19 protein-coding genes are annotated in these 22,953 nt (G+C 63.6%); 13 read left to right on the top strand and 6 right to left on the bottom strand.

Annotated features, from left to right (window positions below):
* Positions 1-6: 6 nt before the first annotated feature.
* The 8 genes from J3P77_RS11875 to J3P77_RS11840 all read left to right on the top strand — a co-directional run bounded on the left by J3P77_RS11875 (position 7) and on the right by J3P77_RS11840 (position 10,465).
* The gene (locus J3P77_RS11875) at positions 7-1,167 is read left to right on the top strand and encodes an NAD(P)/FAD-dependent oxidoreductase (protein WP_434676836.1); all 1,161 of its coding nucleotides are present in this window, start codon (positions 7-9) and stop codon (positions 1,165-1,167) included.
* Between the two features lie 14 nt (positions 1,168-1,181).
* Positions 1,182-2,132, top strand: coding sequence for an ABC transporter substrate-binding protein (locus tag J3P77_RS11870; RefSeq protein WP_434681986.1), 951 nt, complete (start codon positions 1,182-1,184; stop codon positions 2,130-2,132).
* 63 nt (positions 2,133-2,195) lie between these two features.
* Positions 2,196-3,524: a SidA/IucD/PvdA family monooxygenase gene (locus J3P77_RS11865; RefSeq protein WP_434676835.1), complete on the top strand. Its 1,329-nt coding sequence runs from the start codon at positions 2,196-2,198 to the stop codon at positions 3,522-3,524.
* A 9-nt stretch (positions 3,525-3,533) separates the two neighbouring features.
* Positions 3,534-5,600 (top strand): 2,3-diaminopropionate biosynthesis protein SbnA, encoded by a 2,067-nt coding sequence (sbnA, locus tag J3P77_RS11860; RefSeq protein ID WP_434676834.1) that lies wholly within the window; start codon positions 3,534-3,536, stop codon positions 5,598-5,600.
* Between the two features lie 86 nt (positions 5,601-5,686).
* Positions 5,687-7,438: an FAD/NAD(P)-binding protein gene (locus tag J3P77_RS11855; protein WP_434681984.1), complete on the top strand. Its 1,752-nt coding sequence runs from the start codon at positions 5,687-5,689 to the stop codon at positions 7,436-7,438.
* A gap of 16 nt (positions 7,439-7,454) precedes the next feature.
* The gene (locus J3P77_RS11850) at positions 7,455-8,099 is read left to right on the top strand and encodes a LysE family transporter (RefSeq protein ID WP_434676833.1); all 645 of its coding nucleotides are present in this window, start codon (positions 7,455-7,457) and stop codon (positions 8,097-8,099) included.
* A 47-nt stretch (positions 8,100-8,146) separates the two neighbouring features.
* Positions 8,147-9,301 (top strand): iron-containing alcohol dehydrogenase, encoded by a 1,155-nt coding sequence (locus J3P77_RS11845; protein WP_434676832.1) that lies wholly within the window; start codon positions 8,147-8,149, stop codon positions 9,299-9,301.
* Between the two features lie 3 nt (positions 9,302-9,304).
* Positions 9,305-10,465: a serine hydrolase domain-containing protein gene (locus tag J3P77_RS11840; RefSeq protein WP_434676831.1), complete on the top strand. Its 1,161-nt coding sequence runs from the start codon at positions 9,305-9,307 to the stop codon at positions 10,463-10,465.
* 304 nt (positions 10,466-10,769) lie between these two features.
* On the opposite strand, the gene ftrA is transcribed toward J3P77_RS11840, so the two are convergent.
* A complete protein-coding gene (gene ftrA, locus J3P77_RS11835) occupies positions 10,770-11,723 on the bottom strand; it encodes a transcriptional regulator FtrA (RefSeq protein ID WP_434676830.1) in 954 nt (317 codons plus the stop codon).
* 131 nt (positions 11,724-11,854) lie between these two features.
* On the opposite strand from ftrA, the gene J3P77_RS11830 reads away from it, so the two are divergent.
* The 4 genes from J3P77_RS11830 to treS all read left to right on the top strand — a co-directional run bounded on the left by J3P77_RS11830 (position 11,855) and on the right by treS (position 15,723).
* Complete coding sequence (locus J3P77_RS11830; protein ID WP_434676829.1) at positions 11,855-12,460, top strand: DJ-1/PfpI family protein; 606 nt, start codon at positions 11,855-11,857, stop codon at positions 12,458-12,460.
* A gap of 190 nt (positions 12,461-12,650) precedes the next feature.
* Complete coding sequence (locus tag J3P77_RS11825) at positions 12,651-12,911, top strand: LysR family transcriptional regulator (RefSeq protein WP_434676828.1); 261 nt, start codon at positions 12,651-12,653, stop codon at positions 12,909-12,911.
* Positions 12,812-13,516: a substrate-binding domain-containing protein gene (locus J3P77_RS11820; protein WP_434676827.1), complete on the top strand. Its 705-nt coding sequence runs from the start codon at positions 12,812-12,814 to the stop codon at positions 13,514-13,516. The genes J3P77_RS11825 and J3P77_RS11820 overlap by 100 nt, the downstream gene beginning before the upstream one ends.
* A 146-nt stretch (positions 13,517-13,662) precedes the next feature.
* Positions 13,663-15,723, top strand: a complete 2,061-nt coding sequence (gene treS / locus J3P77_RS11815; protein ID WP_434676826.1) for a maltose alpha-D-glucosyltransferase — start codon at positions 13,663-13,665, stop codon at positions 15,721-15,723.
* Between the two features lie 33 nt (positions 15,724-15,756).
* Here the strand turns inward: treS and J3P77_RS11810 are convergent, their stop codons facing one another.
* Entirely contained in the window at positions 15,757-16,590 is an 834-nt protein-coding gene (locus J3P77_RS11810) for a DUF1206 domain-containing protein (RefSeq protein WP_434676825.1), read from the bottom strand.
* A 208-nt stretch (positions 16,591-16,798) separates the two neighbouring features.
* Between J3P77_RS11810 and J3P77_RS11805 the strand changes: the two genes are divergently transcribed.
* On the top strand, positions 16,799-18,745 hold the full coding sequence (locus J3P77_RS11805) for a putative bifunctional diguanylate cyclase/phosphodiesterase (RefSeq protein WP_434676824.1): 1,947 nt from the start codon (positions 16,799-16,801) through the stop codon (positions 18,743-18,745).
* 31 nt (positions 18,746-18,776) lie between these two features.
* Here J3P77_RS11805 and J3P77_RS11800 read toward each other — a convergent pair whose 3' ends face one another.
* The 4 genes from J3P77_RS11800 to J3P77_RS11785 all read right to left on the bottom strand — a co-directional run bounded on the left by J3P77_RS11800 (position 18,777) and on the right by J3P77_RS11785 (position 22,823).
* Positions 18,777-19,796, bottom strand: coding sequence for a transketolase family protein (locus J3P77_RS11800; RefSeq protein ID WP_434676823.1), 1,020 nt, complete (start codon positions 19,794-19,796; stop codon positions 18,777-18,779).
* Positions 19,793-20,641 carry a transketolase gene (locus tag J3P77_RS11795; protein ID WP_434676822.1) on the bottom strand — a complete coding sequence of 283 codons (849 nt, stop codon included), beginning with the start codon at positions 20,639-20,641 and terminating at the stop codon, positions 19,793-19,795. The genes J3P77_RS11800 and J3P77_RS11795 overlap by 4 nt, the downstream gene beginning before the upstream one ends.
* Before the next feature lie 18 nt (positions 20,642-20,659).
* Positions 20,660-21,958, bottom strand: coding sequence for an MFS transporter (locus tag J3P77_RS11790; protein WP_434676821.1), 1,299 nt, complete (start codon positions 21,956-21,958; stop codon positions 20,660-20,662).
* 100 nt (positions 21,959-22,058) lie between these two features.
* Positions 22,059-22,823, bottom strand: coding sequence for an SDR family NAD(P)-dependent oxidoreductase (locus J3P77_RS11785; RefSeq protein WP_434676820.1), 765 nt, complete (start codon positions 22,821-22,823; stop codon positions 22,059-22,061).
* Positions 22,824-22,953 lie beyond the last annotated feature (130 nt).

Here is a 22,953-nt window from a genome sequence, read left to right as displayed (position 1 = left end):
CATACCATGTTCATCGATTACCAGATCGCGGTAATTGGCGCCGGTATCATCGGCGCCAGCATTGCCGCCAGGCTCGCCAGCAGCGGCGTTTCCGTAGCCCTGATCGACAAGGGCGCGGCGGGCAGCCTGGGCGCCAGCAGTTATTCCGGCGGGCTGGTGCGCCTTTACGACACCGATCCGTTGCTCATGGAGCTGGCCGCCTGGTCGATCGGCCTGATGGACCAGGGCGCGTTTGCCGGCACCTACGCAAGCGCGCTGCGTCGGACCGGAGTGCTTTATCGCGCCGCGCCGGATCAGCTGACGCAAATGCGCAACGCCATCGACCGCTATGCAAGCGAGCGCTACCCCATGCGCCTGGTCGCCGAGCGTGAGCTGGACGGTCGCCATTTCCCACGCTGTACCGCTGGCGAGCGTATCAGCCTTTACGAGCCCGGCGCCTGCGTCGGCAACGTGAGACAGGCAGTCACGGCGCTTGGCGATCTGGTGCGCCGCGACGGCCTGCTGCTCGAACACTGCGAAGTCACGGCCATCGATTGTCGCTCGCACGACGAGGTCTTGCTGTCGCTCGGTCAGGCGACTTTGCGTTGTCGGGCGGTGGTGGTGGCGGCCGGTGCCTGGAGCCCGCGCTGGTTTGAGGAGGCCGGGCTGCAGACCCGGTTGATTCCTCTGGCAAGGGTGCTGACTGAAAGTGACTGGTCGATGCCGATCATCGACGAAGTGACGCAGAGCTACGGCATTCCGCTGACCCGCGAAATCGTCCAGACCGGCTGCGGCTATCGCAACACCGCCGCCTCGCCGGAAACGCTTGCGCCGCCTGACGCTCGGCATGCCGAAGATGCCTGCGCGCGCGTAGGGCACCTGCTGCATCCGTCGAGCGACATCCCGCATCAGCGCGTGCTTGATGTGCTGCCGGGGTTCGACTGTTACAGCCCGGACGGCAGGCCGGTCCTCGGGTTTGTACCGGGTGCGAGTCCGCTGTACCTCGCAACAGGCATGTCGGGCCTGGGATTCAAGCTCGCGCCCGGCATTGCGCAGATCGCGTGCGAGCAGCTGCAATGCCACCTGACTGGCGCGGCACCGTCTGCACGCTGGTCCGCGTTCTCACCCACGCGCCTGATACGCGACAGCGTCGCACCTGCCAGGCAGGCCGCGAGCGTGCAGCCATGAGCGCCTGTCGTGATGTGCCCGCGCTGCGCGTTGGCGTCAGTGCCTTGTTCAACCCGGCCGATACGCCTCATGCAGGAACCTTTTTGCGCGCGCTCTGTGTCGCACGCAACTTCATGCCAGCGCTGAGCCAGGTGCAGTGGCATTTTCTCGACGACGGCGCCTCGGCATCGCGCGGCGCGGAAGTCGCGCGGCAGATGATCGAGTGGAAGGCAGACGTGGTCGTCGGCCATTTCTCGTCCGACGCGGCAATCAGCGCGGCAGCGCTGTACCGCCAGGCGGCCATTCCATTGCTTACGCCAGCCGCCACCATTGATGCCCTGACGCTGGAAAACCCCAACGCCCTCAGATTCTGCCCGTCCGACCGCCAGCTCGCCGCCGATCTGCTGGCCTGGTTGCCGATGCAGGGCTGGCGGGTGTTGCACATCGGGGCCGACGACAGTGCCCACGGCCGGTCGCTGGCCGCCAGCCTGTCCGAAGCGGCAGAAAGGGCCGGGCTTCGTCAGGTCACTGATCCGGAAAAGGCGCAGGTGGAAATCTTCGCCGGGCGTCTGCGAGCCAGCCGTGACCATTGGCGCGCGCGCCGGGCCGCCGGCAGCAAGCGGCCCTTGGTTTTCACCGACGACGCGCTCTCGCCGCATATCGGTGTCGCTCAGGGCGGCGATCTGGACAGCTACGTCATCGGCTTCGCTGAGCCGGATTCCGGGTCATGCGCCAGTCATGCCCGACATCGGCTGCTGTTCGGGTCAGCGACATCAACCTACTACCGCGAAAGCCTGCTGATGTTTCACGTCCTGGAACAACTGGCCACAAGTTCCTGGCGCAAGGCTGAGCTGGCGCACGCGCTCAACCACACGACCTTCGACACGCCGCTGGGCAAGGTCGGCTTCGACCAGGGCGAGTGCCGGGGGACCTTCAACCGGATCTGGCGAATCGGCCCGGCCGGGCTGATCCCGCTCACCGGATAGACGCCTGCGGTCACCACTTGCAAACCATAACCAGCCACACACCTGCCTCCACGGAAGGGAATCATGACTGACTTGCCACATTCCTTTACACCAGGCGCCGTTTGCACGGACGCCGTCTGCATCGGCTTCGGCCCTGCGGGCATTGCCTTGTCCTGCGCATTCGAGGATGCGCGTGAGGCCGACGCGCCGCTGTCCCGGCTCTCGGTCCGTTACCTTGAAGCCGCGGCCCATACGCAGTGGCACCCCGAGTTGCTGCTCGCCGGCACCGACATTAACCACCATGTGTTCCGCGATCTGGTGACGCCGCGCAATCCGCGCAGTCGTTTTTCCTTTGCCATGTACCTCAAGGCCAAGGGCCGGATGTTCGACTTCGGCCTGCTGGGCCGCCCGGCCAGTCGTCACGAATGGTCCGACTATGTCGCCTGGGTGTCCCGCCAGGTCGATGCGCATACCCATTTCAATGCACCGGTCAGCGAGATCCTGCCGGTCATGCGCAATGGGCGGTTGCACGAAGCCCAGGTGCGCACCCCGACCGGCGTTTTCAACACCCGCAACATCGTCCTTTCCACGGGCAGCGCGCCGCGTATTCCGGAGCCTTTCTTGCCGCTGCTCGGGCCGCGGCTGTTCCACACGTCGCAGTTTCTGACGCGTCTTGAAGCCTTCGGGTCCGAACTGCCGAAACGCTGGCTGGTGCTGGGCTCCGGGCAGAGCGCCAGCGAGTCGGTGCTGGAGCTGATCGGCAGGGACAATGGTCTCGAAGTGCATTCGGTCCACCGTTCCGCCGGTTTCAAGCTGACTCAGCTTGGGCAGTTCCCCAATCGGGTTTTTGCCCCGGATCACGTGGACTACTTCCATAGCCTGGAGCAGGGCGCACGGCACCGATTCCTGGACTGGAGCCGGTCAACCAACTACGCCGGCATCGACCCGGACGAAAGCCAGAAGCTGTTTTCGCTGGCCTACGAGGACCGCATCACCGGCCGCAAGCGGCTGCACACCCACGCCTACCGGATCGTCTCGGACATTCAGGCATGTGCCAGTGGTTACCGGGTGGTGCTGACCGACACCTTCAGTCGGCACAGCGAAACCCTGGAAGTGGACGCGGTGGTGCTCGGCACCGGCTATCAGCAGTACCTGATCCCGCCGCTGCTGGCCAACCTGCAGCCGTGGCTCAAGGCCGACATCGACGGCGGCCTGCTGATCGACCGTGATTACCGCGTGGCCACTCAGAGCGACAGCGATGTGAAGCTCTGGGTCAACGGGCTGTCCGAGCGCAGCCATGGCATCAGCGACAGCCAGTCGTTCTCGCTGATGGCGCTGCGCGCCGAACGTATCGCCGCCGGCCTCGAACAGGCCGTTCGTGCGATCACCTCCGATTCGATCCTGGCACAGTGAAGTGAACCCATGAACGACACCCACATCCTCGACACTTCTCTTGGTGACACTGCGCACGATGCGCACGTTTACCGGGCAGCCAGCGATATCGTCCACGACCAGACCTTTCTCAAGGTGTCAGGGCTTGGCCACGATTTCCTGCTGAAAATGGAATCGCTCAACCCGGCGGGCTCCATCAAACTCAAGACTGCGGTCGGGCTGGTGGACGACCTGCAGGCCCGCGGCCTGATCATGCCGGACACCGTTCTCATCGAGTCGTCGTCCGGCAACCTCGGCGTGGCGCTGGCCATGATCTGCGCCGAACGCGGCATCGCGTTCACCTGCGTGGTCGACCCCAACACCTCCGCGCACAACATCCGCATGATGCGCAGTTACGGCGCCGAGGTGATCCGGGTCGACACGCCTGACGCCAACGGCGGTTTTCTCGGCACGCGCATCGCGCTGATCCGCGACAAGGTCGCCGGCGACCCGCGTTACGTGTGGCTCAACCAGTATGAAAACGCTGCCAACCCGCGCGCCCACGCTCGCACCACCGCGCGCTCCATTGCCCGGCACATCGGCCACGTCGACTACCTGTTCGTCGGCGCGGGAACCACCGGGACGCTGATGGGCTGCGTGCAGTACTTCCGCAAGCATCATCCGGCCACACGGATCATTGCCGTCGACAGTATCGGCTCGGTGACTTTCGACACGGCGGCCAGCCGACGCTTCATTCCTGGCCTGGGCACCAGTCAGCGTCCGCCGATCTTCAACATGGAGGAGATTCATGCGCTGGAAATGGTGCCGGAGTCGCGCACCGTTGCCATGTGCCGAATACTGGCCCGGACCAAGGGCCTGCTGGTCGGCGGCTCGACGGCGACGGTCATCGCTGCCGTGCATGCCTGGCGGGAACGCATCGAGCCGGGCTCGGTGGTGGTGGCGCTATCGCCGGACTGGGGCGAGCGCTACCTCGATACGCTCTATGACGACCAATGGGTCGAGCAACGTTTCGGCAGGGAAGTGCTGGACATGACCCTGGCCGACATGCACATCGAACCTGGCTGGACAACCTGGCTGGCAGCCGAACGCCAGCGACGTGCGCCGTTCCATGTGGTCGATGGTCAGGTGGTCGCGCGCCTGCTGGCTGCCGACCCGCAGGCCTGTATCGACGATGTCCGGCAGGCTTACCTGGACCACGACGCTGGCCTGACCATCAACCCCGACAGCTACTTTCTGCGTTTCCCGGATGCGCCGGCCAACCGCATCATTGCGTTGCCGGCGAGCCTCACGGGTAGCCAGCCGGTCAGCGGTATCAAATGGATTTCGAGCTTTCCAGGCAACGCCGAATCGGGCCTGCAACGCGCTTCGGCGGTTCTGCTGCTCAACGACCCCGCAACCGGTTATGCCTTCGCCTGTCTGGAAGCCTCGCGCATCAGCGCCATGCGCACTGCGGCGTCGGCGGTGCTGGGCGCGCGCTGGATGAACCGCCGGCAGCGAAGAACAGGACGAATCGCCTTCGTTGGCGCGGGTTTCATCGCCCGCACCATTCTCGACATGTTCATCAGCGACGGCTGGGAGGTGCGCGACGTAAGCGTCTACGACACCCATACGGCCTCGCAGAAGGCATTGCTGAGGCATGCCGCCGACGTACATGGCTTGCCTGCCGTACGTGCCGATCTGCACGACAGCCTGCACGCCGATGTCGTGGTGTTCGCGACCACGGCACCCAGTCCGTACGTGCTGGAACCGATATTCCGGGCAGGGCAGATCGTGCTCAACGTCTCGTTGCGCGACCTTGGCCCGGCAGTCATCGCCGCCGCCAACAACATTTTCGATGACGTCGAGCATTGCCTGAAGGCGCAGACCTCCGCGGATCTGGCGGTGCGGCATTACCAGAGCCGCGCGTTCATCACAGGAACGCTGGCCGGGCTGATGCGCGGCCAGATCGAGCTGGACCCGCAAAAGCCCGCGATTTTCTCGCCGTTCGGTCTGGGTGTGCTCGACCTCGCCGTCGGCCAGCGGATTTACCGGCAGGCGATGGCCGACGGCAGCGCGCTGGCGGTGCCCGACTTTTTCTTTGAATCGAACCGGTGGTGAAGGCCATGCACAACTTTCCACCGTCGGACCTCACATTGAACAAACCCGCCGCTGCGCCGCCGCAACTGCGGATCGCGATTGTTGGTATGGGCTCCCGAGGCTTAAGCATTCTTGAGCAAGTGATCGGGCTCATGCGCGATACCAGCGGCTTGCGGCTGCGCATCGACGTGTTTGACCCGCGGATGGCGGGCTCCGGCCTGCACCACAGCGAGCAGCCGGATTACCTGATGCTCAATACCATGGCCGGGCAACTGTCGGCTTTCAGCTCGGCGTTCCCGGCATCCGACCACCTCGGGATGACCTTTTTGCAATGGTGCAACGCCCGGCAGGTCCGGCTCGATGAGCGTGGGCATGTGGCGGTGCAGGGCGGGCGAGGGGTCCGGTTCGGCGATTTCGTGCCGCGCAAGCTGTTGGGCCGATATCTGCAGGACTGTTACCGCTTGCTGATTCAACAATGCCCGGCACATGTTCAGGTGCAGCACCATGCTGAAGCTGTCACCCAGTGCGGCTCACTGGCGGGCCTGGGCGGCCAGCAGGGTTGGCGACTGGCCACGGCCAGCGGCTGGCAGCTGGCTTGCGACGCACTGTTCCTGACCACCGGCCACGGCGCAGCTGCCACGTCGGAAACCGTCGGGCAATGCGTGGCCATCGAAGGCCTGGGGCTCACGGCGATGGATACGCTTGCAGGGCTCACCGAAGGTCGCGGCGGTCGCTTTATTCGCGACGGCAGCCTCGCGGGCTGGCGCTACCAGGCGTCTGGCCGCGAACCTCGCGTGTTCATGTACTCGCGCAGCGGGCTGCCATTTCACGCCCGGCCTCGGTTGAACGACGAGCGTACGGACATTGAAGCCGTGCTGCCTCGTCTGTACTTCACCGCGCAGGCCATCGACGCCCTGCGGCCGGGCAGCGCCCGTGGCCGCCTGGATTTTCGTCAAGACGTGCTGCCGTTGATCGAAGCCGAGATGCGTGCCGTGTTCTATCAGGCCCGGGTCCGGCTGGACGCGCCCGATCAACTGCGGTCCGTGCAACAGCAATTGCTGCAGGCAACGGATTGCGCAAAGCGCCGGACGCTGTTCGCCTGGCTTGCTGAGCAATGGGGACCGTTCGAACCTCGTGACTGGCTGACGACCGAGCCGTGGGCCGGAGATCCCGCGGACTATGCCCGCTGGTTTCGGCAATGGATCGAACGCGATCTTGCGCTCAGTCGCCTGGGCGCGGCGCGAAGCCCGGTCAAGCAGGCACTGGAAGTCTGGCGCGATTATCGCGACCTGCTGCGCCGGGTCGCTGACCACAATGGGCTGACCGAAACCTCGACGCTCGACTTCCACGCCACCTGGGCCGGGCTTTCCAACCGTCTGGTCGGCGGTCCGCAGCATGAGCGTTACGAGGATCTGCTGGCCCTGATTCAGGCGGGTGTCGTGACGCTGCTGCCGCCCGGTGTCGGTCATCCGGCCTGTGACGACACGGTAATCAGCGCGCGGACCATCCACAACGGCCTGAGCGCGGGCCGCCAGCCGCTGCTCGACGATCTACTCGATCAGGGGCTGATCCGCGCGGCGCATGCATACCCTGCGGACGGGCTCGAAACGGACCGCTGCGCACGGGCGGTACGCAAGGACGGCGCGGTCAACGAGCGGCTTTGGGTGCTCGGTCCGTTGGTTGAGGGTTGCACTTTCTACAACCACTACGTGCCGACGCCGGACCCTGCCTGTCTGGCGCCGTTGCAGGCGCGCGCCGCCGTCCAATCCTGCCTGCGCACATTGACCGCCGACCTGCGCAGCCCAGTGCCACAGCAACACCGAGCCTCGGCTCCTGAACCTGCATCCACCACTCACTGAAAGGACAACCTGTCTCATGTACGAGATCACTTTGCTCACCGCGCTGGCTGGCGCGTTCATTGTCTTGATCATCAGCCCCGGCCCAAATTTCCTGGTTATTACCCAGCTTTCCTACAGCCAGTCGCGCCAGCAGGGCATCTGCGCGGGCCTGGGCGTTGCGTCGGGCAGCATCATCTGGGCGCTGTTGGCGGCGACCGGGTTGGGCCTGATGTTTCAGCAGTTGCCCTGGCTGCAGCCAGCTTTGCAGCTACTGGGCGGCGCCTACCTGACCTGGCTGGGAACAAAAAGCCTGCGCAGCGCCGGCAGCCAGCCCAAACCGCGCGACATCGGCGCGCTGGGCATCGGCAGCCTGCGTCGGGCTTATCGTTTCGGCCTGCTGACCAACCTGACCAATCCCAAGGCGCTGGCGTTCTACACCAGCGTGTTCACCACCGTGACTACGCCCGGCATGCCGATGTGGGTACGAACCGCCGGGGTATCGATCATTGCCATTCTGGCCGTTTCCTGGTTTGTGCTGCTTGCCACGCTGTTTTCGATTCCGGCTGTTCAGCACCGTTATCAGCGCATGAAAAAGGCCATCGATGTGATCACCGGGCTGTTCATGATCGTGTTTGGCCTGCGCCTGCTGATCGGTCTGTTGCCGGCCGGTCTGGTCGGCTGAATCGATGTCGTTCACCTCAAGCCGCGCCATTCAAAGGAGAGCTGCGCATGCAAAGCAATGACTGGAACTACCCGACTTCGATTCGCGTGGGCCTTGGCCGCGCTGGCGAACTGGCCGACGCCTGTCGCGCCGCAGGGATACAGCGGCCGCTGTTGATCACTGACAGGTTTCTGGGCACAACGGCCATGGTCGACCGCGCGGTGCAAGGCTGCCGCGAGTCGCTGGGAAGCTGTGGCCTGTTCGACGACGTCAAGGGCAACCCCACCGGCACTAACGTGGCCCAGGGTCTTGAGGCTTTCAAAAGCGGCGGCCACGACGGTGTCATCGCTTTTGGCGGCGGCTCGGCGCTGGATGCGGCCAAGGCGGTAGCGCTGATGTCCGGGCAGACCCGGCCGTTGTGGGATTTCGAGGACATCGGGCACAACCACCTGCGCGTCGATCCGGCAGGCATCGCTCCTGTCGTCGCGCTGCCCACCACCGCCGGAACGGGCTCGGAAACCGGGCGGGCTTCGGTCATCACCGACGAACAGGCGCAGGTGAAGCGCACCATCCTGCACAGCCGGATGATGCCGCGCATTGCCATTCTGGATGCCGAACTGACCCGCGATCTTCCCGCGCCGCTCACCGCCGCGACCGGGCTCGACGCGCTCACGCATTGCATGGAAGCCTGGTGCTCACCGGTGTATCACCCGATGGCCGAGGCGGTTGCGGTCAAAGGCATGCAGTTGATCAAGGAACACTTGCCACGCGCCGTGGCCGATGGAAACGACATGGAGGCTCGCCAGCAGATGCTGGTGGCGTCGAGCCTTGGGGCTGCGGCCTTTCAACGGGGGCTGGGCGGCGTGCATGCCATCGCGCAGACGCTCGGCGCGCTGTATGACCTGCATCATGGTTTGCTCAACGCGATCCTTCTGCCGTATGTGCTGCGCGCCAACCGGTCGGCACTGACCTGGCAGATGGAAGATCTGGCGCTCTATCTGCGCTTGCCGCAGTCGGGTTTCGACGGCGTGATGGCGTGGCTGCTGGACCTGCGCGAGCAGCTTGGCATTCCGCACAGCCTTGCTGCCATTGGCATCGACGAGGGCGAGGCCGAGCGGGTCGGGCGCATGGCGTTCGAGGACGGCTGTTCGCACACCAACCCGATCCGGCACTCGGCACAGACCTATGCGCAGATATTCTGCCGCGCGGTGCAGGGGGACTGACCCATGCTCAGTGTCGACAGCGGTGTTGTGAAACGCGTCGACGAGGTCTGGCGAGGCTTTGTCGACCAGGGCCGTATCGTCGGCGGCGTTCTGCTGCTGGCTCAGGGCGGCGCGGTGCGCTATGCCAGTGCCCGCGGCTGGGCTGACCGGGAAAACCGGCTGCCAATACGACGCGATACCCGTTTTCGGCTTGCCTCACTGACCAAGCTGCTGACCTCGGTTGCGGTACTGCGTTTGTGTCAGAGCGGGCTGCTGGCGCTCGATGCTCCTGTTACCACCTGGCTGCCTGACTTTCGGCCGGCATTGGCGGACGGACGCCAGCCGGTGATCACTTTGCGCCATTTACTGTCGCATACCTCCGGGCTGGGTTATGGCTTCGAACAGACGCCCGGCAATGCTTACCAGCGAGCCGGCGTGTCGGATGGGCTGGATCGGGTAGCGTTTGATCTTGCAGAGAACCTGCGTCGCCTGGCACAAGCGCCATTGCTTTTCGAGCCGGGCAGTGGTTGGGCGTACTCGCTGGGCACTGACGTGCTGGGCGCTGTGCTGCAACAGGCCGCGGGCGTGCCGCTGCCGCAAGTGGTGGCGCGCTGGGTGACGGAGCCTCTGGCCATGAACGCGACAGGGTTCGCCTGCGACTTTCCGGATGGGCTGGCGCTCGCCTACAAAGACGGGCTGCCTGAACCGTTACGGATCAGCGCCTGTGATGTGCTTGAGCTGGAAAGCGGACACGCGCAGGTTTCCTGCGCCCGGGCTTTGGACGCCAGCCAATATCCGTCCGCGGGTGCCGGGATGCTGGGCACGGCGGATGATTACCTGCGCTTGCTCGAATGCCTGCGGCTGGGCGGCAGCCCGTTGCTGAGTACTGCCAGCACGGCGCTGCTGCTGGGTAACGCAATAGGCAACACTGTCATGGAGGGCAGGGGGGCTGGCTGGAAATTCGGCCTGGGCTCGGCGCTGCTGACCAGTCCGGCGGCTGCCGGACATCGGCAGGGCCCGGGCACCTGGACGTGGTGCGGGCTTTACGGGTGCCATTATTGGGTGGATCCGGTCGCGGAAGTAACCTTGGTCGCTCTGACCAATACGGCTGTCGCCGGTGCATGGGGTGCGTTGGCCGATGAGGTGGTTGAGGCGATTTATCCTGCAATGCCCTGGCGCTTTTGATACTGCCCGCAGGTTGTGGGAGCTTCAGGCTTCTTACTGCCGCTTCGCGCCAGATCGCGGATAAATCCGCTCCTACGCCCTGCGGGCAGAATCAAAAGCGGATATGGTGCTTCTGCCCGCAGGGCGTAGGAGCTGGCTTGCCTGCGATCTGGCGCGTAGCGGCAGCAAAACTGCTATCCCTGCCACGCCTGAAACACCGCATCCACCGCCCTTACTGCCGCTTCGCGCCAGATCGTCAGCAAGCTGACTCCCACGCCCTGCGGGCAGAGGCGAGCAAGGAGAACTGGCCGGCCGGATTACGTCATCAAGCCCTGGCGAACTGTTTGCGGTAGCTGCTCGGGCTGATGCCGACGGTGTTGCGGAAGTGACGGCGGAAGGATTCTTCCGAGCCAAACCCGGCGCGGTCCACGACCTCGTTCAGGCGCAGCTTCGACGACTCAAGAAGCTCCTTGGCGTAGGCGACGCGTTCGCCCAGCAGCCATTCGTAAGGCGTCAGCCCGGTGCTGTCCATGAAGCTGCGGTGCAGGGTGCGGGTGCTGACGGCCGCGCGCGCCGCCATCTCCTTGATCGTATGGGGCCGCTGCAGGTCGCTGCGAATCCAGTCCATCAGAGTGGAAATCGGACCATTGGACGCCGACACCAGCTGGCGGGATGCGTATTGCGACTGACCGCCTTCACGGTGCGGCGGAATGACCATGCGCTGCGCGACCATGTTCGCCACGCGCGCGCCATGATCGTTGCGCACCAGATGCAGCATCATGTCCAGGCCCGCCGCCGAACCCGCCGCCGTGACGATATTGCCCTGATCCACATAAAGCTCGTTGGGCTGGATGGTCAGGCCTGGGTACATCGTGGCCAGCAAATCGGTGTAGCGCCAGTGCGTAGTGACCTTGTGCCCTTCGAGCAGACCGGCAGCCGCCAGCACGAATGCACCGGTGCAGATCGAACAGATTCGCGCGCCGCGAGCATGGGCAGCCTGGAGCTGTTCGATCAGGCGCTGCGGCACGGCCGATTCCACGCCGCGCCAGCCCGGCACGATGATCGTATCGGCGTGTTCCAGTAGTACTTCGCCTGGGGTTGGCACGATGGTAATGCCACCCGCCGCGGTGATCGGCCCATCGTCCACCGGGTAGGTGGCGAACTCGTACCAGCTGACCCCGAGCTCCGGGCGTTTGAGCGCGAACACCTCGACTGTGCAGCCAAATTCGAAGGTGCACAGCTGGTTGTAGATCAAGGCGACAACGAGGTGATTTTTCATGGCGCGATGTTACCGGATATTGGCATTTCGGACAGTAGTCCGGCCTGATCCTACTGGGTAATCTGCCTGCTGTCACCAAGGTGAAACCTTAATCCGCCGCAGGGTCTGGCAAGCAGGCCCAGGAGCCAATCGTGTCACTCAATATCGGTATCTATGTTTATGACGAGGTCGAAGTGCTCGACTTCGCCGGCCCCTACGAGGTGTTCACCACTGCCACCCGCATGCATGGCCGCACCAACCGCGATGACCGGCCTTTGTTCAAAGTGTTCACCATCGGTACCAGCACCGCGCCCGTTCGGGCCCGTGCCGGGCTCAAGGTCGACCCGGACTATTCGATTCATGACCATCCGCCGATGGATTGCCTGATCGTGCCCGGCGGCGTGGTCACCGCCGAGCTGGAAAAGCCCGAGGTCATCAACTGGATCAGTCGGCAGTCCACACCTGGGCGAGTCGTCGCCGCGGTCTGCACGGGTGCGTTCATGCTCGCCAAGACGGGCAAGTTGTCGGGCAAGCAGGTCACCACCCATTGGGAAGACATCGACGACCTCAAGGAGATGTTCCCCTCGGTGGACGTGCTCAGCACCCTGCGCTGGGTCGACGAAGGCGCGTTTGTGACCTCGGCCGGGATTTCCGCGGGGATCGACATGTGCCTGCATCTGGTCGAGCGCATGCACAGTCGGGAACTGGCGGAGCGCACCGCGTTGCAGCTGGATTTTGACTGGACTGAAAACGACTGACATCGCTGCCCTGGTTGTCGCGCCGGCCCGTTGTCGCTGTCGGCCTTGCATTCCCCTTGCCTGAAACCTCGGGCGCCGACTGACCGGCGCCCGCTGTGCTCGCCGGGGTTCCTGTGTTCCTTCCAATCCCCCAATTGACTTGCCAGATGCAGGTCGCGCGACTCATTGCCCCGTTCAGAGTGCAGGAAACATGAAAACCCATTTCTTCAAAGTCGTTCAAACCGTTGCGCTGCACGGTTCGTTCTCCGAGGCTGCGGCTGTTCTGGGATGCAGCCAGTCCAACATCAGCTACGCCGTCAAGGAGGTGGAAGACTTCTTCGACAAGCGCCTGTTCGTGCGCAGCCGAACGGGATGCGCGCTGACGCCGGATGGCGCCCTCATAGCGCAGACGCTGGGAAACATGCTCGCCACCCTCGAACAGCTAAAAAAAATGGGGTCAGCGGCAGCGTAAACCTGCAGTACTTCACACACATTCGCGAAACCACGCTGAGCGGTTCGCTCGATGTGATTGCCCGCCTGTACCCCGATATTCAGCTGAGCGTCCTGCACAGCAACGACCCTGTTCCCTCCGTTGATGCGCTGCGCCGCGAGGCCGCCGATATCCTGATCCTGCCCGGCGCCTTACTGGGCGAGCACTTCATGGAACACCATCGCTGGTCGGATCACTACACGCTGGCGGTCGCCAGGGATCGGCAGGGCGCGCCGCGAAATTTTGCAGACCTGGCGCGCACGACGCGTTACGTGGCCTGGCGCCACCCGGGGCTGGACCGCCTGCATGGTCAGCTGGCGGCGGCGCAGGCGCGGCTCAGCCAGCGTGGCGAACTCAGTTGTGTCGATACGCTGCTGGATCTGGTCGCCAAGGGGCACTGCATGTCGATCCTGCCCAGCACGCTGCTCAGCGGGCATCACAAGGAACTGGAACAGTTGCCGCTGCCGGTCAGCGTGCCGCGTCATGTGAGTGTGGTTGCGCGCCCGATGTCGCTGATCTCCAGCGCCGCGAGTGTGGTAATTCAGGCGCTGCGCAAGCCGCCGCTGATGGCGGTACAGCGCTGCTGAAGCGTTGTGCGAAGTCCGCAGACGGATGCAACGTTTTCCCTTCGTCAGGCTCATACCCATAAGCAATTGATTCGCGCCGGGCCGTTGAGCGCCCGGTCCGCACCCGAACAGATGGCACCCCCCGAACCACAGGATGACTGAACGCTATGACGATACCGGACAAGCAGTACGTAGACTGGCTGGTCGAACAATCCATGCTCAATGCCGCACGACAGCGTTCGAAAACCTATTCGGGGCAGGGCCGGCTCTGGCAGCGGCCTTTCGCCCAGGCGCGACCACGGGATGCATCGGCCATCGCTTCGGTCTGGTTCACGGCTTATCCGGCGTCAATCATCACCCGCGAGGGCGGCACGGTACTGGAAGCCCTCGGTGACGAGACGCTGTGGCATGCGCTGTCGGAAATCGGCATTCAGGGCATCCACAACGGCCCGTTGAAGCTGTCGGGCGGGCTGCAGGGTCGTAACCGCACGCCAAGCATCGACGGCAACTTCGACCGCATCAGCTTTGGTATCGACCCCGATCTGGGCACGGAAGCCCAGTTGTTGAAGCTGTCGCGTATCGCGGCGGCGCACAACGCCGTGATCATCGACGACGTGATTCCTTCGCACACCGGCAAGGGCGCCGATTTCAGGCTGGCCGAGCTGGCCTATGAGGATTACCCGGGCCTCTACCACATGGTAGAAATCCGCGAAGAGGACTGGCCCTTGCTGCCTGACGTGCCGGTCGGACGGGACGCGGTCAACCTTCCTCCGGAAGTGGTCGATCAGCTCAAGGAAAAGCATTACATCGTCGGCCAGTTACAGCGCGTGATCTTTTTCGAACCGGGCGTCAAGGAGACCGACTGGAGTGCGACCACCGTCGTGCAAGGCGTCGACGGCAAGGCTCGGCGCTGGGTGTATCTGCATTACTTCAAGGAAGGCCAGCCTTCGCTGAACTGGCTGGACCCGAGTTTTGCCGCGCAGCAAATGATCATCGGCGACGCGCTGCATGCTATCGACGTGATGGGTGCGCGGGTACTGCGTCTGGACGCCAACGGCTTTCTGGGCGTGGAACGGCGCGCCGAAGGTACGGCCTGGTCGGAAAGCCATCCGCTGTCGATCACCGGGAACCAGCTGCTGGGCGGCGCGATCCGCAAGGCTGGCGGCTTCAGCTTCCAGGAACTGAACCTGACGCTGGATGACATCGCTGCCATGGGCCATGGCGGCGCGGATCTGTCCTACGACTTCATTACCCGACCGGCCTATCAGCACGCGCTGGTGACCGGTACCACGGAATTCCTGCGCCTGATGCTGCGTCAGGTCCATGCCTTCGGCATCGATCCTGCGTCGCTGATCCACGCCATGCAGAACCACGATGAGCTGACTCTGGAACTGGTGCATTTCTGGACGCTGCATGCCCACGACACCTACCACTATCAGGGGCAGACGTTCCCCGGCAACATCCTGCGCGAGCACATCCGCGAAGAAATGTACGAACGTCTGGCCGGGGAACACGCGCCCTACAACCTGAAGTTCGTGACCAACGGGGTGTCCTGCACGACCGCCAGCATCATCACGGCTGCGTTGGGCATTCGTGACCTCGATGCGATTACCGAGGCGGACATCAGGCAGATTCAGCACGTGCATCTGCTGCTGGTGATGTTCAACGCCATGCAGCCGGGCGTATTCGCGCTGTCGGGCTGGGATCTGGTCGGCGCATTGACGCTGCGGCCCGAGCAGGTCGAGCACCTGATGAAGGACGGCGATACCCGCTGGATTCACCGCGGCGCCTACGATCTGGTGGATCTGGACCCGGACGCCGAATTCTCAGCCGGCAACATGCCGCGCTCCAGGGCGCTCTACGGCAGCCTCGTCGATCAGCTGCAGCGGCCGGACTCCTTTGCGTCGCAACTCAAAAAGATCCTCTCGGTACGCCGCGCCTATGACATCGCCGCGAGCCGCCAGATCCTGATTCCGGACGTGACCCATCCGGGCCTGCTGGTGATGGTGCACGAGTTGCCAGCCGGCAAGGGGACGCAAATCACTGCGCTGAACTTCAGCAGTGAGACCATCGTTGAAACGCTCCACCTGCCGGACATCGCGCCTGGCCCGGTGGTGGACATCATCAATGAGAGGGTTGAAGGCGACCTGACCGAGCAGGGCGAATTCACAATTACCCTTGATGCTTATGAGGGGCTGGCCTTGCGGGTCGTCAGCGCGGTCGTATGACCGCCTGACTTTTTGCGGGGGGGTGCAGCTGGATCAACGGAAATGACGCGTCACGGCCTCGGGCGCGTCCGGTACGTCCATGTTGATCCGGCGCCAGGTGGCTTCGGCGAAGCTGTAGGCCGCGAAGGCAATCAGCCCAAGCGCGACGATCATGAGAATCAGGCTGCCGCCCGGCAGCTGCTCCAGACCGTTGAGTGCATCCTTCATCCCCGGCGGGTGCATGGCCTGGTAGCTGGACCCACTGATCGCCAGTAACGCGGCGATTTCCAGAAACGCCACACCGCGAGCGATCAGGCCGAAGCGAGAGACAGGCCGCACATAGCGCATGACCTCTTCATCGGCCTCGAAGTACTTCTCAAACGAAGCTTTCCAGCCCTTGATGATGTGCACGATCCCCAGGCCCAGCGGGACCAGCGCTACCAGATAGACCAGCAGGTTGGAGTGATCCCAGGACAGGATATGGGCCAGCAGATCGTTGGCCTGCCCGCCGCCCGAACCCCCCGACCGGCGCAGTCCGCTGACCAGCAGACCCAGTGCAAAGAATGCCAGCAGGCCATACGTCACGCCGCCCACCAGCAAACCTCCACGAATCACCAGACCCTTGAGTTCCTTGCCGTGATGGTCGACGTCACGGGTCGCTTGCAGCACACGCCAGGCGGCGAAAGCGAGCAGGCCGATAACTACCAGACCGACCAGGACGTTGCCGAACGGCTGCGCGAGCAGGGCTTCGAGGCTGCTGCGGCTGTCGGCTGGCTGACTCGCGCCTCGGGCAGCGAGCAGGGCGAAGATGCCGATGATCAGGTACACCACACCGCGAGCGGCATAGCCCCCACGAGCGAGCAGAATGAGACCACGTTGAGCGGACATACAGGCAGATTCCTTGAATAAAGACATTCAAGCAGACCAGCCGGCCATCGCGGGGTTCGATATTTCCGTCCGTCGATTCGACACTCGTCGCTGTCATGAAACGTTCAAGAAAGCGCACAGAGGGCCGAGAAACTGCCAGCGAGCCACTTGTCTGTGGCAGGCCCAATAAGCCGCGGATTCACGACCGCAGCGATAGAGAAGCTTTGCGATGCTGAAAAACCTGCTGGATGCGCTACGGACTCTGATGTCCGTGCCTTGCGATAACCCGAGGTTGCTACAGGCACAGTACAAGGCGCTGTCCCGGCAACTACCGCTTATGTATTTCGTGCTGCTGGTCAACACCTGGGCGTTGGCGTTTACCCATCACCAGACGGCCCCGTTCTGGCTGACGCTGGTCGTGCCCACGTTCCTGACCGTGGTGTGCGGCGCACGCGCGCGGATGTGGCTGCGCGCGATCAAGGCGCCGCCGTCCGCGGCGGTGGTCCTGGCGACATTGCGACGTACCAATGCGCTGTCAGGCTTGATCGCCACGGGCTTCACGGCCTGGTCGCTGGCGCTTTACCCCTATGGCGACGCTTACGCCCAGGCGCACGTCGCTTTTTTCATGGGGATCACGGTCATCGTCTGCATTTTCTGCATGATGCACCTGCGTCCGGCTGCGTTGACGACCACGGTGGTGGTCAACCTGGCGTTCGTGATTTTCTTCGCCTCGACCCGTAACCCGACGTTCATTGCGACGGCGGTCAATATCCTGCTGGTGTCAGTGGGCATGCTGGTGATCCTCCAGCATCAGTATCAGGATTTCACCCGGCTGGTGAACGTTCAGGCGCAGACCGAACGGCTGAGCAATGAGAACCTGCGCCTGGCCAATCAGGACAGCCTGACCGGGCTGCCGAACCGTCGGCAGTTCTTCCAGTGTCTGGAAGCGGCCATGAGCGAAGCGGTGGAGCACGGCACGGGGCTGGCCGTCGGTGTTCTGGATCTGGACGGGTTCAAGCCGGTCAACGATCTGTACGGCCACAGTGTGGGCGACCGTGTGCTGACGCAGGTCGGCGAGCGGCTCAGGACAATCGCTAGTGATAGCGTGATGGTTTCCCGGCTGGGCGGCGATGAGTTCGCATTGGTTATCAAGGGTGGGCTGTCTGACGAGCAACTCACAGCCTTTGGCAACCGGCTGTGCGATGAGCTGCGCGGCAGCTTCGCGCTGCCGGACATGCCGGTGCAGATCGGCGCGACGCTGGGTGTCGCGACCTTTCCGACCACGGCCGAGAACGCCACTCAGCTGTTCGAGTACGCCGATTACGCGCTGTACCAAGGCAAAAGCCACGGCGCGGGCACCACCTGCCTGTTCTCCCTGGCGCACAGAGAGCAGCTGTACAACGACGGATTGACCGAGCAGGCCTTGCGCAAAGCCGACCTGAGCAGCGAATTCTATGTGCTGTTTCAACCTATTATCGACAGCTGTTCCTTACGCACGGTCGCGTTCGAGGCCTTGGCGCGCTGGCAAAGCCCGGAGCTGGGCCCTGTTTCACCGGCACGCTTCATTCCGATCGCCGAGCGAATTGGCATGATCAACAAGCTGACCCTGCCGCTGCTCGCCCAGGCGCTGGACAAGGCTCGCGCCTGGCCGGATCCAGTCCGCCTGGCGTTCAACCTGTCGGCCCATGATTGCGCGACCATGGAAACGGTAAGGCTGATCGTTGAAGTGATCGAGTCCAGCGGTTTTGACGCTTCGCGACTGGATCTGGAAATCACCGAAACGGCGATCATGCAGGATGTCGCTCAGGTACAGCGCGCCATCGCCCGGTTCCGGGCGCTGGGTTGCGGAATCTCGCTGGACGACTTCGGCACCGGCTACTCCAGCCTCAGTCAGCTGCACGCCCTGGCGCTGACCAAGCTGAAAATTGACCGCAGTTTTGTGACCGGTGTGCACGCGAATCCGGCCAGCTACAAGATCGTCAAGTCGCTGGTCGCTCTGAGTCAGGACATGGCGCTGGGCTGCGTCATCGAAGGGGTGGAGACTGAGCAGGAACTCAAGTCGCTGCGATCCCTGGGTTGCACGATGGTCCAGGGGTATTTCTATAGCCGGCCGCTGAGTTTCGAGGACTCTCTGGCCTGGCTCGACTCGACAGAGGTCGAGTCGAGCTTCGGCTGAGGGCTTTAATCGGCGGATCCGCCTGACAGATTCAGAGCCAGGCTTTGATCTGTGCGGCGACCGCCTGAGTCGAAATCCCATAGCGATCATGGAGCGTTGGCAGGGCGCCGGCATCGAGAAACGCATCGGGCAATGCGATCTGCCGGAACGTCGGCGTCACCCCGTTGCGCAGCAGCACGCCAGCCACCGCTTCGCCCAGGCCACCGATGATCGAGTGGTTTTCCGCCGTGACTACCAGACGGCCCGGACGACGGGCTTCGGCCAGGATCGTGGCCTCGTCCAGCGGTTTGATCGTGGGCACGTGCAACACAGCCACGTCCACGCCGTCAGTCTGCAACTGCGCGGCGGCCTCCAGTGCGCGCATGGTCATCAGGCCAGTCGCGATGATCAGCACTTCGTTGCCGGTGCGCAGGGTCTTGGCTTTGCCGATTTCGAAGGTGTAACCGTACTCGTCAAGCACCAGCGGCACGTTGCCTCGCAGCAGACGCATATAGACCGGCCCGTTGTGTGCAGCGATGGCTGGCACCGCCTGTTCGATTTCATGGGCATCGCAAGGGTCGATGATCATCAGGTTGGGCATGGCGCGAAAGATCGCCAGATCGTCCGTCGCCTGGTGGCTGGGGCCATAGCCGGTGGTCAGGCCGGGCAGCCCGCAGACGATCTTGACGTTGAGGTTTTCCTCGGCAATGGCCATGCAGATGAAGTCATAGGCGCGGCGTGACGCGAAAACCGCATAGGTCGTGGCGAAGGGTACGCAGCCTTCACGGGCCATGCCGGCCGCAGCGCTCATCAGCAGCTGCTCGGCCATGCCCATCTGATAGAAACGATCCGGATGGGCCTTGGCGAATATGTGCAGGTCGGTGTATTTGGACAGGTCGGCCGACAGCCCGACGATGTCCGAGCGCTGCTCGGCCAGCGCGGCCAGTGCATGCCCGAATGGCGCGGAACGGGTGGCCTGACCTTCAGCGGCAATCGAGGCAATCATCGCTGAGGTGGTGAGTTTCTTTTTTGGCGCGCTGACGGCAGCGGCGGTGTTGTTGGCGATAGTCATGCGCTTTTGCCTTCTTCAAGGTGGTTCAGGGCCTGATCCCATTCATGCTCTTCGACGCGGATGAAGTGGGTCTTTTCACGGTTTTCCAGAAACGGCACACCCTTGCCCATGCGCGTGTCGCAAATGATGACGCGAGGCTGGGCACCGGGGTGCTGGCGAGCCGCGTCGAACGCGCCGACCAGCGCCTCCAGATCATTGCCGTCAACGCGCTGGGTGAACCAGCCGAACGCCTGCCAGCGGTCGACAATCGGTTCGAAGGACAGGATTTCGCTCGAATAGCCGTCGGCCTGCTGGTTGTTGACGTCGACGATGGCGATCAGGTTATCCAGTTTCCAGTGCGAAGCGGACATCACCGCTTCCCAGGTAGAGCCCTCGTTCAGCTCGCCGTCGGACAGCAGGTTGTAGACAAAGGATGAGGAGCCTTTGCGCTTGAGACCCAGACACGCGCCCACGGCGATCCCCAGGCCGTGGCCCAATGAGCCGCCGGTGATTTCCATGCCGGGGGTGTAGGCCGCCATGCCCGACATGGGCAGGCGGCTGTCATCGGAACCGTAGGTTTCAAGCTCTTCCAGCGGCACGATTTGCGCCTCGATCAGCGCGGCATACAGGGCAATGGCGTAGTGACCGATGGACAGATAGAAGCGGTCGCGCTCTTCCCATTCAGGGTCGTGTGGCTGATAGCGCAGCGCGTGGAAGTAGGACACGGCCAGCAGGTCGGCGGCGCCCAGCGCCTGGCCAACGTAGCCCTGGCCTTGCACCTGGCCCATGCGTAATGCGTGTCGACGGATGTTATGGGCGCGGTCCGCGAGGGTCAGCGCCGGAGCGGTGGAGGGTGTGGCAGTCATGTCGAGAACTCCTGTGAATCAGCGATTGACCAGAGCGGCAGGGACGCGCAGCACCAGAAGGGCTCCGCCAGCCAGCACGCCGGTAATGAGGTACATGCCGATCGCGCTGGAACCGGTCACTGTGGTGATCCAGCCGATCAGGTAGGGCGAGCAGAACCCTGCGAGGTTGGCAAAACTGTTGACCGCCGCGATTCCCGCCGCCGCCGACACACCGCCGAGCAGGGTGGTGGGCAGCATCCAGAACATCGATGAAGCGGAGAGAATCCCGGAAGCAGCCAGGCACAGGCTGAGGATTGACAGCACCACGTTACCGCCCAGCGCGGCGGCCAGCGTCAGCCCGAGCGCGCCCAGCAGCATGGGCACGATCAGGTGCCAGCGGCGTTCGCGGTGTTTGTCGCCGCTGCGGCCCGCCAGCAGCATCGCGACGATGGCGCACATGTAAGGCAGGCTGGTCAGCAAGCCGATATTGAGCGGGTCGGAGACCCCGGCGTTGCGTACCAGCGTCGGCAGCCAGAAGGTGATCGCGTACTGGCCCATGACCACGCAGAAGTAGATGGCCGCCAGCAACCACAGACGCCGGTCGCGAATGAAGGCAGCAGGGGACGCGTGGGTGACTTTCTGCTGGTTGTCTTCTTCAAGCTCGCGAGTGATGAGGGCTTTCTCTTCGTCATCGAGCCAGCTGGCCTGATGCACTCCGTCCTTGAGATAACCCAGCACCATCAGCCCGACGACTACAGTGGGGATCGCCTCGATAACGAACATCCACTGCCAGCCGGTCCAGCCGTGGAAGCCGGCGAAGTGATTCATGATCCAGCCGGACAGCGGGCCGCCGATCATTCCCGACAGCGGAATGGCGATAAACCACAGCACGGTCATTTTTGCGCGGCGATAGGACGGAAACCAATAGGTCAGATACAGCAACAGACCCGGCGCAAGGCCCGCTTCGGCCACACCGAGCAGAAAGCGCAGGATATAGAACTGCCAGGCGGTCTCGACGAAAGCGAACAGCGCCGAGATGATGCCCCAGGTGATCATGATGCGGGCGATCCATATCCGCGCGCCCACGCGGTGAAGGATGATGTTGCTGGGGACCTCGCACAGGAAGTAACCGATGAAGAACATGCCGGCGCCCAGCCCGTACACGGTTTCGCTGAGGGCCAGGTCGTTCATCATCTGCAGTTTGGCGAATCCGACGTTGACCCGATCCAGATAGGCGCACAGGTAGCACAGCATCAGGAAGGGCATCAGCCGCCAGGCTGTCTTGCGGTAGGCGTTGGAGCGCACGGTCGAAACCGCTTCGAGCGACAGGGTTGTCATGATGGTCTGATCTCTTGTTTTTATTCACCGCCGGGCCTGCGAAGCCCGGCTGAATCGTCGATACAGAACAGCACGGGCCGTATGGCCCGTTCAGACGGGCTCAGTGGATCAGCATGCCGCCGTTTACATCAAGGGTGATGCCGGTCAGATACGACGACAGGTCGCTGGCCAGGAACAGCGCAGCGTTGGCTACATCCTGGGCTGCGCCCAGACGGCCCAGCGGTATGCCATCGATGATCGCGTGACGGCGATCGTCCTGCATCAGGCCACCGGTGATGTCGGTATGAATCAGGCCGGGGGCGATGGAATTGACCCGGACCTGATCCGGCCCCAGTTCCCGCGCCATGGCTTTCGCCAGACCGAGTACGCCGGCCTTGGCGGCGCTGTAGTGAGGGCCGCCAAAAATCCCGCCGCCGCGCTGGGCGGATACCGACGACATGCAGACGATGCTGCCCGCGGACTGCTGGCGCATGATGGGGATTACCGCCTGGGACATCAGCAGGGTGCCGCGCAGGCTCACGTCCAGCACCTTGTCGTAGTCCGAGCCGCGAATATCGAGGGTCTTGAGTGGCTGGGTGATGCCTGCGTTGTTGACCAGCACATCGATCCTGCCGAAGTGTTCGATGACCCGCGCGACCGCCGCCTGGACCTGGGCTTCGTCGGCGACGCTGGCGGCCAGACCGAGGTGGCCTTCACCCAGCGAGGCGGCGGCGTCACGCGCGGCCGATTCGTCCAGATCCAGAACCACTACCCGCGCGCCGTGTTGGGCGAAGGTGATCGCGGTGGCGCGGCCGATGCCTCGGGCCGAGGCGGCGCCGGTAATGATGGCGACTTTGTCCTGCAGGAGCGGGGAGGCTTGAGACATGAAGTATTCCTCGTTGCTGATTGTTGTTATGACGACCCGCTGACGAATCGATGGGCTGAGCTTGTCCCCGGACGCAATCATGAGCAATGACGCAGGCGTCACTTGTTGGTGAAAAAAATTCACTGCTCGC

It is taken from the genome of Pseudomonas sp. R1-18 (assembly GCF_051132095.1).
Classification (GTDB): Bacteria; Pseudomonadota; Gammaproteobacteria; order Pseudomonadales; family Pseudomonadaceae; genus Aquipseudomonas.
The sequence above is the reverse complement of the archived record's forward strand: the minus strand, read 5'-3'. Positions and strand labels throughout refer to the sequence as shown.

Excerpts from the sequence above, each read along its gene's own strand:
- J3P77_RS11875 (WP_434676836.1), top strand. The coding sequence starts at position 7 with ATGTTCATCGATTACCAGATCGCGGTAATTGGCGCCGGTATCATCGGC.
- J3P77_RS11865 (WP_434676835.1), top strand. The coding sequence starts at position 2,196 with ATGACTGACTTGCCACATTCCTTTACACCAGGCGCCGTTTGCACGGAC.
- sbnA (WP_434676834.1), top strand. The coding sequence starts at position 3,534 with ATGAACGACACCCACATCCTCGACACTTCTCTTGGTGACACTGCGCAC.
- J3P77_RS11855 (WP_434681984.1), top strand. The coding sequence starts at position 5,687 with ATGGGCTCCCGAGGCTTAAGCATTCTTGAGCAAGTGATCGGGCTCATG.
- J3P77_RS11850 (WP_434676833.1), top strand. The coding sequence starts at position 7,455 with ATGTACGAGATCACTTTGCTCACCGCGCTGGCTGGCGCGTTCATTGTC.
- J3P77_RS11845 (WP_434676832.1), top strand. The coding sequence starts at position 8,147 with ATGCAAAGCAATGACTGGAACTACCCGACTTCGATTCGCGTGGGCCTT.
- J3P77_RS11840 (WP_434676831.1), top strand. The coding sequence starts at position 9,305 with ATGCTCAGTGTCGACAGCGGTGTTGTGAAACGCGTCGACGAGGTCTGG.
- ftrA (WP_434676830.1), bottom strand. The coding sequence starts at position 11,723 with ATGAAAAATCACCTCGTTGTCGCCTTGATCTACAACCAGCTGTGCACC.
- J3P77_RS11825 (WP_434676828.1), top strand. The coding sequence starts at position 12,651 with ATGAAAACCCATTTCTTCAAAGTCGTTCAAACCGTTGCGCTGCACGGT.
- J3P77_RS11820 (WP_434676827.1), top strand. The coding sequence starts at position 12,812 with ATGCGCGCTGACGCCGGATGGCGCCCTCATAGCGCAGACGCTGGGAAA.
- treS (WP_434676826.1), top strand. The coding sequence starts at position 13,663 with ATGACGATACCGGACAAGCAGTACGTAGACTGGCTGGTCGAACAATCC.
- J3P77_RS11810 (WP_434676825.1), bottom strand. The coding sequence starts at position 16,590 with ATGTCCGCTCAACGTGGTCTCATTCTGCTCGCTCGTGGGGGCTATGCC.
- J3P77_RS11805 (WP_434676824.1), top strand. The coding sequence starts at position 16,799 with ATGCTGAAAAACCTGCTGGATGCGCTACGGACTCTGATGTCCGTGCCT.
- J3P77_RS11800 (WP_434676823.1), bottom strand. The coding sequence starts at position 19,796 with ATGACTATCGCCAACAACACCGCCGCTGCCGTCAGCGCGCCAAAAAAG.
- J3P77_RS11795 (WP_434676822.1), bottom strand. The coding sequence starts at position 20,641 with ATGACTGCCACACCCTCCACCGCTCCGGCGCTGACCCTCGCGGACCGC.
- J3P77_RS11790 (WP_434676821.1), bottom strand. The coding sequence starts at position 21,958 with ATGACAACCCTGTCGCTCGAAGCGGTTTCGACCGTGCGCTCCAACGCC.
- J3P77_RS11785 (WP_434676820.1), bottom strand. The coding sequence starts at position 22,823 with ATGTCTCAAGCCTCCCCGCTCCTGCAGGACAAAGTCGCCATCATTACC.